The organism is Scandinavium sp. NPDC088450, from assembly GCF_044900545.1.
Taxonomy (GTDB): Bacteria; Pseudomonadota; Gammaproteobacteria; order Enterobacterales; family Enterobacteriaceae; genus Scandinavium.
Map to the genome: position 1 here is coordinate 55581 of NZ_JBJDNI010000019.1, position 13205 is coordinate 68785.

Genomic DNA, 13205 nt, shown 5'->3' on the forward strand with positions numbered 1-13205 from the left:
ATTATCGTCATGAATCAGCAGCCTCCTGTTCGCTTAACGTCCCGTCTGCTCAGCTATCTGGTCAGCGCCCTGCTCGCCGGTCAGCCATTGCTGCCTGCGATTTCTGCCACGCTGACGCCAACGGGCAACACCTCCGCAGACAAAGCGGCGAACGGAGTGCCGGTGGTGAACATCGCCACGCCAAACGGCGCGGGGATTTCGCACAACCAGTTCAAAGACTACAACGTCGGCAAAGAAGGCCTGATCCTCAACAATGCCACCGGCAAGCTGAACCAGACACAGCTCGGCGGGATCATCAACGGCAACCCGAACCTGAAGGCAGGCAAGGAAGCGAAAGGCATTATCAACGAAGTGACCGGCGGCAACCGTTCACAGCTTCAGGGCTATACCGAAGTAGCGGGCAAAGCGGCGAATGTAATGGTCGCCAACCCGTACGGCATCACCTGTAACGGCTGCGGCTTTATCAACACTCCGCAGGCAACGCTGACCACGGGCAAACCCGTTTTCGACGCGAACGGCAATTTACAGGCGCTGGATGTCAAAAAAGGCAGCATCACGATTGAAGGCAAAGGGGTTGACGCCAGCGGCAGCGATGCGCTGTCGATCATCTCGCGTGCGACCGAAGTGAATGCCGCCATTCATGCAAAGGATTTGAAAGTGATCGTCGGGGCCAACCGGGTTGGCGCTGACGGCAGCGTCACGGCGCAACAAGGCGAAGGGGCTGCGCCGTCGGTGGCGGTCGATACCGGCGCGCTGGGCGGCATGTACGCCAACAGAATTCATCTGGTGTCCAGCGACAAAGGCGTGGGCGTTAACCTTGGCGACCTGAATGCTCGTCAGGGCGATATCACCCTCGACGCCAACGGCAAGCTCACCGTGCATAACAGCCTTGCCAGCGGAGCACTGGACGCCAAAGGCCAGAGCATCACCCTGACCGGCGACCATAAAGCCAGCGGCAACATCACGCTGAACAGTCAGAGCGACATCGCGCTCAGCAACGGATCGCTGAACAGCGATAACGACCTGGTGCTGAATGCCAACGGCACGCTTTCGCAGAGCAAGACCAGTCTGACCGCCGGACGGGATGCGGCGCTGAAAGCCAAAAATATCAGCCAGGACGCCACCAGCCAGATCAACGCAGCGCGCAACGTTGCGCTCAATGCCAGTGACGCGCTCACCACCCAAGGCCAGAATACCGCCGGGCAAAACCTGACGGCCAGCGCCACCACGCTGACACAGAGCGGCAAGCTGCTGGCGGACGGCAACACACAGCTTAACGCCAGCACGCTCACCAACCGTGGCAATGTGCAGGGCGGCGCATTGACGGTGAACAGCACTTCCCTCACCAACAGCGGCTCGCTGCTGAGTGGCAGCGGCCTGAACATCACCACCAAAGATTTCACGCAAAGCGGCAGCACTGGCGCGAAAGGCAAAGCCGATATCACCGCCAGCGGGCAAGTGAACAACACCGGCTCGCTTGTAAGTGATGACTCACTAACTCTGAAAGCTCACGATGTGGCTCAGAACGGCACGTTGTCCGGGAGTAAAGGGCTGACCGTCAATGCTGACTCGCTGACCTCCGGCAAAAATGCGGTGACTCACTCTGACGGCAATCTGGCGCTCACGGCCAATACAGCCACGCTGGACGGTGAAACCAGTGCGGGCGGCGACATACAGTTGCAGGGCGACAAGCTCACAACAGCCGCCAGTTCGCAGGTGCAGAGCGGCAAAAATCTCAGCATTAAAGCCCGGGAAGCCAGTCTTGCGGGAACGCATGCAGCAAAGCAATCGCTCACAGTTAACGCCAGCGAGAAGCTCACGCACAGCGGCAAAAGCAGCGCGGCCTCCACCAGCCTGACGGCACCTGAACTGAACAACAGCGGCGTGTTGGTTGCCTCTTCCCTGAGCACACAGTCGCAAACGCTGACCAACAGCGGGCTGCTGCAGGGCGATAACGCGCTGAAGGTGAGTACTCGCTCACTGAACAACCAGCTGAACGGCACGCTCTACAGCGCTGAAAATCTGGTGCTGGATATCCCCGGCATCAGCAACAGCGGCCTTATCACCAGCGACAAATCTCTGACGCTGAATGCCACCACGCTGACTAACCCAGGCAAAATCACCGCCAATGCGTTGACCGTGAAAGCCGCGACGCTGACGGGCGATGGCCTGTTGCAGGGCACAAACGCGCTGGAAATTTCGGGCGATACCTTATCGCAAGGAACCGCCGGACGCTGGCTGACAGCGGGTGATTTATCGATTAGCGGCCAAACGCTGACAACCGCAGGCACCACGCAGGGGCAAAACCTGGGCGTGAAGGCCAAAGACTGGACCCACTCCGGTTCAGCACTCGCAACCGGCAACCTGAACACCAGCCTGACAAACTCGCTGCTCAATAACGGCGAGCTGCTGAGCCAGGGCGATTTCAGCCTGACAGCGCCGACGCTGACCAACCACGGCAAACTGCTGGCAGCCGGCGATATGGCGCTGAGCGGCAACCAGTTCAGCAGCAACGGCACGCTTCAGGGCGACACGCTCAGCCTGACTCAGGGCAGCATTGATAACCAGGGCACAATTGTTGGCCTCAACGGTTTGCAACTCAGCAGCACTGGCGCGCTCACGAACAGCGGCGACTTGCTGAGCCAGCAAGCCCTGAACATCACCGCCGGTAACGTCACCAACAGCGGACGCTGGCAGGGGCAGACTATCGCTCTCGACGGCAACAGCCTGAATAACAGCGGCGCGATTCAAAGTGCGCTGGATTTGGCACTGACGCTGAGTGGCGACGTGATTGCCGCCACGGGCAGCAAAATTACCGCGCTCGGGGATGCGACCCTGAGCGGAAAAGCGCTGAATAACCAGGGGCTGATCAGCGCCAAAACGCTGGATGTGAAAGGCGACTCGCTGACCAACAGCGGCGAGATTAGCGGGGTGAACAACCTGGCGTTGACGCTGAACGGCAACCTGCAACAGCAGGGCAAAATGCTGACCGGCGGCGCGCTGAACGTCAAAGCGAAAGACATCGACAACAGCGGCCAGCTTCAGGGCGCTGCGACTCAACTTAACGCCAACACCTTGACCAACAGCGGGCGCATTCAGGGCGATAGCGGCCTGACGCTGATCCTGCTCAACAGCCTGAACAACAAGGCGAATGGCGTGATCCTCAGCCAGAATGCCCTGACGCTGACCGCCCCGGTTCTGACCAACGACGGTACGCTGCAAGGCAATGGCAAAACCACACTCAATGCAGCAAACCAGGCTCGCAATAACGGGAAAATGCTTTCCGGCGGCGACCTGACCCTGAGCAGCGCAGACTACAGCGGCAGCGGCTGGCTACAGGCAACAAACCTCGTTCTGAACGTGGCAAAACTTGCCAGCACCGGCACCGCGATCGCGGCGAATCAGGCCACGCTGACCGGAAGCACCCTGACCAACGGCGGCACTTTCCAGGCCGCGATGCTGGATGTGAATTATCAGACACAGACCAACAGCGGCACGCTGCTCGGCAGCCAGAGCCTGAAGCTCAAAGGCAACAGCCTCAACAACGCCAACGGCAAAGTGTTCAGCGGCGGCGATATGGCGACGGAACTGGCCTCGCTCAGCGGCGTGGGCCAACTGGTGGCGCTGGGTAACCTGACGCTGAAACTCACCAACAGCTTCACCTCACAGGGCGTTATCGCCTCGAACAAACAGCTGTCGATTTCCAGCCAGGGCGATATCACCAACGCCAGCACCTTGCAGGGCAACGGCATCACGCTGAACGCTGCAGGCAAACTCACCAATAACGGTTTGCTGACCGCAGGCAGCGGCGCGACAACGCTCAGCGGCAGCCAGATTGCGATGAATGCCAGCGGCAGTTTGCAGGCAGGCGGCGACGTCAGCCTGACCAGCCAGAGCAACATCACGCTCGATGGATTTACCGGCACAGCCGGAAGCCTGCTGCTGAGCGCGACCGGGTCAATCATCAACACCGCCCTGCTCTACGCGGGCAACAATCTCGCGCTGTATGCCGACAAGATTCAGAACCTGCGCGGCGATATTCTCGCGGGCAACAACCTGGTGATGCAGAAAAACGCCAGCGGGGCGGCGAACAGCGAAGTGACCAACACCTCCGGGAATATCGAAACCACCAACGGCGATATCACTATTCGGACCGGGCATTTGTTGAATCAGCGTGATGGGCTGAAAGTGAGCTCATCAACTGTGATTGATAATCCCGCCGGTATTGATGGACTGGGGAATGCAACCATTGATGTTCCCGTCTATCTCCTCCCCGATGGAACTTACGGTGTCTATAGCACCGTTTCAACGGACTGGAGCGGTGGTTCACCTGGTCACGGCGGCGGTAGCTACATCACCACAGAGAGCTGGCATTACGCCCCCTGGAAAAACGCGGCCCCAGTCGAGTTTATTGCCCGTCAGACCCAACAGGACGTCACCAGTGATGGCGCTGCGGCGCGTATTGCTTCAGGCGCTAATCTCAGCATCAATGCCACATCGCTGGACAATCTGGCGAGCAACATTCTTGCCAACGGTAACGTCAACCTGACTGGCTCAACGCTGAACAATCAAAGCTGGCAGTCGGGCACTTACACCGATTACTACTCCTATGTTGTGTCCCCCGACAGGTATTACTATGCGGATCAAACCGTAGACAACCTGCCTACAAATGGACAGCCGAATAAACCGGGTGCGGTGCTCCATTTGCCAAGCCTGAATGACACCATTAAGTATGCGCTGGACGGGCAGCGCAGCGATGTTCAGAACGGCGAAATCTTCCGCTCCGTCATCCAGGCGGGTGGCAATGTTATCGCTAACTTCGCCAGCGATATCAGCAACACCAACACCACGGCTAACGCGGGCAAAATCACCAACACCATTGCGAAGCCGACGTTAAACACGCCTTCGGCGCAGAACATCAGCGGTGGCGCAAACCAGAAAGCGCTGGATCAGGCCGACACGTCAGCCATCACCAACCCGGACTGGAAAGACACCACCAACGGCCAGACGATTGGCGGCGGCACTGGCCTGAACCCTGGCGGCATGGGCGGCGATTATCCCCTGCCCTCCGGCAACAACGGTTACTTTGTGCCGTCCACCGATCCGGACAGCCCTTACCTCATCACGGTGAACCCAAAACTGGACGGCCTGGGTCAGCTCGATCCTTCCCTGTTTGGCGATCTGTATAAACTGCTGGGCATGAACCCGGGCGCGGCACCGAAAGAGACGAACTCGCAGTACACCGACGCTAACCAGTTCCTCGGCTCGTCTTACATGATGGATCGTCTGGGCCTCAACCCGGACAAAGACTACCGTTTCCTGGGCGATGCGGCGTTTGATACCCGCTACGTCAGCAACTACGTGCTGAACCAGACCGGCACTCGCTACATTAACGGCCTCGGTTCCGATCTCGACCAGATGCGTTACCTGATGGATAACGCCGCCAACGCGCAGAGCGGGCTTGGCTTGAAATTTGGCGTGGCGCTGACCGCCGATCAGGTGGCAGCACTCGACCACAGCATTCTGTGGTGGGAGACCTCGACCATCAACGGCCAGACCGTGATGGTGCCGAAAGTGTATCTCTCGCCAAAAGATGTGACGGTGCAGAGCGGCAGCGTGATCAGCGGCAACAACGTACAACTGGCGGGTGGCAACATCACCAACAGCGGCAGCTCGCTGATTGCCCGCAATGGCCTGAGCGTCGACAGCAGCAACAGCCTCAACAACCTCAACGCCGGGCTTATCAGCGCGGGTGGCGGTCTCGACCTGAGTGCGCTGGGCGACATCAACAACATCGGCTCCTCGATTTCCGGTAAAACCGTTCAGCTCGAAAGTGTGGGCGGCAATATCAACAACATCACCCGGACGCAGCAATGGAGCATCGGCGGTGACAGTCGCCGGGGCAATGTGCACATCAGCGGAACTGATGTCGGCCAGACAGCTTCCATCACCGCCAGCGATGGCCTGTATATGGATGCAGCCAACGACATCAACATCACCGGCGCGAACGTAGCCGCAGGCGGCGACCTGGCGATAGGCGCAGGCAATAACATCAACATTGCGGCCAACCAGATAACCGACAGCAGCAGCCAGTCTGGCTTCTGGGGCAAGAAAGACACCAGCGCGTCGTCCACCTCCAACCAGGGCAGCGACATCACCGCAGGCGGCAACGCGGTGATGCAGGCCGGAAACGACATCAACGTTACGGCGAGCAGCATCAACGCAGGCAAAACCGCGCAACTGGTAGCCGGAAACGACCTGAACCTGAATGCGGGAGAAACCAGCCAGACCAGCCGCACAGGCGGCAGCGAAACGCATCAGAGCAGTGCAGACAGAACCACCCTCAGCGCAGGCGAGAACGCCACCCTGGTGGCAGGACGCGATATCACCAGCCAGGCGGCGGGCATTGCGGCAGAAGGCAATGTCGGCATTCAGGCCGGACGCGACGTGAACCTTCAATCTGAAGCCACCGTCAACGGCAGCAGCAGCCGTGGCGGCAAGAAAGTGGTCATTGACGAATCCGTTCGCCAGCAAGGCACGGAAATCGCCAGCGGCGGCAACACCACGATTATCGCCGGACGCGATGTGAACAGCGAAGCCGCACAGGTCACCGCCAGCGGCGATATCGGCGTGGCCGCCGGGCGGGATGTGAATCTCACCACCGCCACCGAAAGCGATTACCACTACAAAGAAGAGACGAAGACCAAAAAAGGGTTCCTGAGCAGCAAGACCACGCACACCATCGAGGAAGACAGCGCGACGCGTGAAGCGGGCACCCTGCTCAGCGGCAACAACGTGCAGGTGCTGGCGGGCAACAATCTGCTGGTGAAAGGCTCCTCGGTGGTTGCCGACGATGCCGTGAACCTGCATGCGGGCAATAACGTCGATATCGTGGCCGCCACCAACACCGACTCAAGCTGGCGCTTCAAGGAAGAGAAGAAAAGTGGCCTGATGAGCAGCGGCGGGATTGGCTTCACCATCGGCAGCAGCAAATCCACCCACGACCTGCGCGAAGCAGGCACCACCCAGAGCCAGAGCTTCAGCACCGTCGGCTCGACGGGCGGCAGCGTGTCGATTTCTGCCGGTAATCAGGCGCACATCGGCGGCGCAGACCTTATCGCCGGGAAGGATTTAAGCCTCAGTGGCAGCAGCGTCATCATCGACCCGGGCCACGATAAGCGCACCCGCGATGAGACCTTCGAGCAGAAGAAAAGCGGGCTGACGCTGGCGCTTTCCGGCACTGTCGGTAGTGCGATTAACAACGCGGTCACCGCAGCGCAGGACACCAAAGAGGAGAGCGACGGTCGTCTGAAGGCACTTCAGGCCACCAAAACGGTACTGTCCGGCGTGCAGGCCGGACAGGCAGCCGACATGGCGAACACCACCGCCGACCCGAACGCGATGGGCGTTGCCCTCTCGCTGACCACCCAGAAATCGAAATCACAGCAGCATGCCGAAAGTGATGCGGTGGCAGGCAGCACGCTGAACGCGGGCAACAACCTGTCCATCACCGCCAACGGCAAAAAAGGCGGCGGCGATATCGTGATTGCCGGCAGCCAGCTGAAAGCAGGCGGCGACACCCTGCTCGACGCGAAGAACGATGTCATTCTTAGCGGTGCAGCCAACACCCAACAAACCAGCGGCAAGAACAGCAGCAGCGGCGGCGGCGTGGGCGTGAGCATCGGCGCAGGCGGTAACGGCGCGGGCATCAGCGTGTTCGCCAACGTCAACGCCGCACACGGCAAGGACAAAGGCAACGGTACAGACTGGACTGAAACCACTATCGACAGCGGTAAAACCGTGACCATCAAGAGTGGGAACGACACCGTCCTCGATGGCGCACAGGTCAACGGCAATAAAATCGTGGCGGATGTCGGACACGATCTGCTGATGCGCAGCCAGCAGGACACCAACAGCTACGACAGCAAGCAGACCAGCGTGGCCGCTGGCGGCAGCTTCACCTTCGGCTCCATGACCGGCTCGGGTTACATCAACGCGAGCCAGGACAAAATGAAGAGCCGCTTTGATTCGGTGGCAGAACAGACCGGGCTGTATGCGGGTGACGGCGGGTTCGATATCACCGTCGGCAACCACACCCAGCTGGACGGCGCGGTTATCGCCTCCACCGCCACACCGGACAAAAACAGCCTTGATACTGGCACGCTGGGCTTCAGCGACCTGCACAACGAAGCCGATTTTAAAACCTCGCACTCCGGCATCAGCCTGAGCGGCGGCGGCAGCTTCGGGGATAATTTCCAGGGCAACATGCCGGGCGGCATGATTTCAGCCGCAGGCAACAAAGGCCATGCAGAAGGCACCACGCAGGCCGCCGTGGCAGATGGCACTATCACCATCCGCGACAAGGCGAACCAGAAGCAGGATGTCGCCGACCTGAGCCGTGACACCGAACACGCTAACGACAGCATCAGCCCCATCTTCGACAAGGAGAAAGAGCAGAACCGCCTGAAAGAAGTCGGGATGATCAGCGATATCGGCAACCAGGCGGCGGATATTGCGCGGACGCAGGGCGACCTGAACGGGCTGAAAGCCGCGAAGGAAAAATACGGAGACGTTCCGGCAAATGCGACAGAGAAAGAACGTCAGGCTTATCTTGCAAACCTGCGTGACACGCAGGCATACAAAGATGAAATGGCGAAGTTCGGCACCGGCAGCGACATGCAGCGCGGTATTCAGGCGGCAACAGCGGCACTTCAGGGACTGGCGGGCGGCAATATGGCAGGAGCGCTGGCAGGTGCTTCAGCGCCGGAGCTGGCGAATATCATCGGCCACCATGCTGGCATTGATGACAACACGGCAGCCAAAGCCATTGCTCACGCCATCCTTGGCGGCGTAACCGCAGCCCTTCAGGGCAACAGTGCAGCAGCAGGTGCCGTCGGCGCAGGAACCGGCGAAGTGATCGCGGTAGCCATCGCGAACAGCCTCTACCCAGGCGTGGAAGCGTCGAAACTTACGGAAGATCAGAAGCAAACCGTGAGTACACTGGCAACGCTGTCGGCTGGCATGGCTGGCGGTATTGCCGGTGGCGATGTGGCGGGTGCTGCGGCTGGGGCTAGTGCCGGGAAGAATGTTGCTGAGAATAACTCTCTCAGTGCACAGGATGAAAAGAAGCGTCAGGATGCGAAGTGGTCACTGCCCTATATCAAGGATGCCAACAAAAAAGCAAAAGCCGAAAAGCTCATTGCTGATCTTGATGCGAAAGATAAAGCGTTCGATGCAGCACTGGACAAAGCGTGTCAGGGGTTATCTTCATCAGCCTGTAACGGTATGCGACAGGAACTTGCCGGCATGGGCAAGAGTTACGATGAACACATGGATGGTCAGTATGTCGGCACGATGGGTAGCGTGTACAAGGAAGGAGCGGATAAAATCGCCGGACAACAGTGGCAATATGCTACCGCAGATGCTAAAGCCCAGCGCGATGCTAATGTTCAGCGTATAGCGCAGAACTGGGGTGTTAGCCCGGAAACGGCTTCAACATTGTATGATTCGATGACATTTGTACACGGTGTGGCGGCAATTGGCGGTTCTGTTTATGGGATGAAAGGTTCTGGAATAAGCGAAGAGACGGCAGGGTCAATTAGGAACGTCAATCCGGGATACCCCGAATCAGGGCGAACACACAACTGTGTAAACTGCTCGATTGCTACAGATGCAACATTAGGCGGAAACCCCGCATCAGCGTTACCGATTAATCATAATAATGGAGTACCATTATCCGTTTTAGAAAATCAATATAGCACTAAGTTTAAGTACGCCCCTTCATCTGAAAGTATTGCGCAGCAAATGACAAATGCAGGTTCTGGCTCAAGAGGTATTGTTTTTGGCTCGTATGGACCAGGTCAACCGGGACATGTATTTAATGTTGTGAACCAAAATGGTACAGTTCGTTTCCTTGACGGGCAGACAGGTAAATCTGCTGATCTCAGCCAGTTCAAATCATTCCAACTGTTGAGGACAAACTAATGATCACTTTTGATGAAGCTGTTGATAAGGCAACCCAATATCTTAATAAAACAGATATGCCGGTTGTTATTACCCTACAAGGACGCTTTTCGGAGGGATGGTTTTTTTATTTTCAGTCCAGAGCATATATGGAAACAGGCGATTTCTCTGCTCAACTTATAGGTAATTCCCCATTTATAGTTGACAAGGATACAGGTGAGATACATGAACTTGGGACTGCATATCCTATTGAAAAATACTTGCAGGATTACGAAGAAAAGAAAAATAGCATAATTTAGTACAATCCCGCCCTTACCGGGCGGGATCATTTTTCATTCAGTTCGCTTCAAGGGCAACCTTAGCCACAACGCCCTGAAGAAATGCCATAACCTCCAACTGCTCTTTCTGTGGAAGTTGCGTTGTTTTGTTCAGCACTGTCATTAACGGCGTTGCATTGGGCGAGTGGTAATGACCAAAAAACCCAACATGAGGTGTACAGAGAAAGGTGTGTTGAAAAACTTAAAGTATCAATGGCACAGAACTTCGTGGTCAGACTGAAGACACTTAGAATCAAAATTATTTAATAAACAAGGAAATAAAATAATGAAAAAGGCAATAGCAGTAGCAATCTCAATGGCATTTCTGTCGGGCTGTGCTGGTTCGTCAAAGCCTGAAACGGTCAAATCCACAAATGGCAGCGCTATTGAAATTGTTAGTGGAGCAGCACTGGGTGATTTAAATAATAATCGGGCAGCAGATAATAAATTACGTCTGGTTACCCCTGCTGACAACGCTACAGGGAAAGGCCTGGCAGTGCTAGCAGTTGTTACAGGGAATTTTAGCACCAGTGATTTTGATAAGGAAAATTATAAGGGAAGCGCTATTGATACAATGGTTAACCCTACAGAAAGCTACTTCACGCCAAAAGCAAAGAAGAGTATCACAGAATGGATGTCGGCCAACACTTCAGGTTATACATATAACCAGCCTTTATATATTGGTCACGCAACCTGGGCACTCATCTTTAACGACTCAAGCGTTGCCGATCCCATTTACCAGCTGAAATACAAAGTTATTTTCTATAAGCGCCCTGAAGGTGGCAGTCTGTTCTCCGCATTTACCGTAGCTGATTGTAGCCCTACGCCTGTAACGGCCACACTGGCAGAATGGAAAGAAAATAACTACCAAAAGGTCACCACAGAAACTCAGAAATATATGGATAACTGCTTACTCGAATTCAATAACCAGCTTCCACGCTTATTAAAGCCCGCCAATAAATAAGCTTTTCGCTCATCAATCCCGCCTTTATCGGGCGGGATCATTTCTCATTCAATTAGCTTCAAGCGCTACCTTCGCCAACACGCCCTGTAAAAACATCATCACCTGCTGCTGTTCTTTTTCTGGTAAGTGAGTGCTCGCCTGGCTCATGACTTTCATCAATGGCGTTTCAGTCGGGCGAGTAGTAATGACCAGACAACCCGGCATTATGCGCACATCCAGCGGCGTTCCGGTGGTAAATCCGGCTTCTTCCATCCAGATGCCGTTCAGGCGCAGGCTGGCATTTCGGGTGTAGCACTTTGTTCTGTTTGTCTTTCTGTCGTAATGGCGAATGCTGACGTAACTGACTGTCATGCGGCGTAGCGGTTTAGAAATTCCGTTATTTTTGTCTGTACCGGAAACCGATTTCGCTCTGCGTATGATTTTGTTTTGCACGCCGTAACGGTCATATTTGCGTACTGGATCGTGCTTTTCTGAAATATCGGGCAAAGCGGCTGGATCTGTTTGGGCAATAGCGACTTCTGGCTTATGATTTTTGTCAGCCATGATCAACTCCGTGTAAGTTGTTTGTGGTCAGCGGTATGGAAGTGTTGGTCGCACTTTCATGCCGCGCTCTTTAATAATCTGAATTTATTATTTCTTTATTTTCCTGTTGCAGTCTGATGCTTCTTTAAGCCCGTTCATTATACCGTACTGAATAAAAGTACAGTTCTTTATAAATGAGCAATGTTCAGAAATGCGAGGCTGCTTCAGGAAATGGTTTTGCTTTATGCAGTGTTGCATATTTGACGTCCATCTAAGAAGTTTTCGTATTCAGAACGATAATAACTCCCAGCCTTCCGTAAAAATATCACAATTGAAAGTCGTCGAGACCTGCTGATGTACATCCAGGAGAACAAAAGAACACAACAACAAACAGGCATGAGTAGCATGTAGAATGCAAATGATGAATGAATTAGCCAAGATTTAATCTGACACAGCTTTGGCGAAGAGCTAAACTAACAGGCCATTTTCTGCCAAAAAAAAACAACATATATAGTAAATGAAGAATTTAACCCATCGTTACATCTCATTCGTTCATTAATTAGTCAACCACACTTTCACCTCTGAACCTCATACAAAGTGTGAATAGTTAAGTGAGTACTTATAAGTTACAATCACTGCATAGAACGTTAAAACCAAATAATGAATAAAAAAAATCGTCGATTATATTCTCACTCTATATGTATACCGCTCATCAGTCTTTGATGGAGTTTTATTATTAATGATAAGGATTAAGTCATGAAAGAGAAGACAAAGAATTTTTTCCTTCTGATCGTTGTTGTCGTGTCTGGCCTACTGCTTCTAAAGTTCGAGCATGTTTTTTCCGCATTTTCTGTTATTTTCATCTATAGTTTGTACAAGCTATATCCAGAAAGAGACCTCTTAGTAAAGATAATAAGAAGTACATTCGCCATTAAATTTTATAATGTGGTGGTATGGTTCATTTCATATGTATTGACACTAAAAATGCTTAGTGTGATTTACGGAGTTGATGAGGAATATTTGAAATTCTCGCCTTTCGTTGTTGCTATCCCTGTTTCTATTTGTGTTCTGTATTTCTTTTTGGTGCTTGTCACAGGTATATTCAGCGCAGTAGGCATGATTGCTGGCAATGTTATTGGCTTCCTTCCTGAGTGGGAAAAAGATAATTATGAGAATTCAATATTTGCCAGAGTAATTACCATGCTCCAGTCTTTAGTGGTTGTTGCAGCAATTCCATTTTTTCTTTCCGCTCTATCTTCAGGTTATATTGCGAGGATAGCGATACTGTCAGATGCGTCATTCATATCTGATTGCGGAGCAAAGAAATGGCGAGTGATGTATCTGCGAAAAAATAACAATGAATGCTATAAGTTTATATTAAACAGGAATATATTTAGTGAACAACCAGTGATTTTGGTTTCAAAAAAATAGAAAGGTGG

At 54.1% G+C, this 13205-nt stretch carries 4 protein-coding genes and 2 pseudogenes; 5 read left to right on the plus strand and 1 reads right to left on the minus strand.

Annotation, left to right across the window (positions count from 1 at the left end):
• Positions 1-9 precede the first annotated feature (9 nt).
• From ACI2I2_RS16580 to ACI2I2_RS16595, 4 genes and pseudogenes are all read left to right on the plus strand, one after another.
• Positions 10-9318 (plus strand): annotated as a pseudogene (locus tag ACI2I2_RS16580) (hemagglutinin repeat-containing protein); the annotation flags it as partial.
• A 336-nt stretch (positions 9319-9654) separates the two neighbouring features.
• Positions 9655-9984, plus strand: a pseudogene (locus ACI2I2_RS16585) (toxin glutamine deamidase domain-containing protein); the annotation flags it as partial.
• Positions 9984-10262 carry a YrhB domain-containing protein gene (locus ACI2I2_RS16590; protein ID WP_404658880.1) on the plus strand — a complete coding sequence of 93 codons (279 nt, stop codon included), beginning with the start codon at positions 9984-9986 and terminating at the stop codon, positions 10260-10262. The pseudogene ACI2I2_RS16585 and the gene ACI2I2_RS16590, both read left to right, overlap by 1 nt.
• Before the next feature lie 304 nt (positions 10263-10566).
• Positions 10567-11244, plus strand: a complete 678-nt coding sequence (locus tag ACI2I2_RS16595; RefSeq protein ID WP_404658881.1) for a hypothetical protein — start codon at positions 10567-10569, stop codon at positions 11242-11244.
• A gap of 48 nt (positions 11245-11292) precedes the next feature.
• Here the strand turns inward: ACI2I2_RS16595 and ACI2I2_RS16600 are convergent, their stop codons facing one another.
• Positions 11293-11787 (minus strand): SymE family type I addiction module toxin, encoded by a 495-nt coding sequence (locus ACI2I2_RS16600; protein ID WP_404658882.1) that lies wholly within the window; start codon positions 11785-11787, stop codon positions 11293-11295.
• Between the two features lie 735 nt (positions 11788-12522).
• Between ACI2I2_RS16600 and ACI2I2_RS16605 the strand changes: the two genes are divergently transcribed.
• The gene (locus tag ACI2I2_RS16605) at positions 12523-13197 is read left to right on the plus strand and encodes a hypothetical protein (protein WP_404658883.1); all 675 of its coding nucleotides are present in this window, start codon (positions 12523-12525) and stop codon (positions 13195-13197) included.
• Positions 13198-13205: the final 8 nt, after the last annotated feature.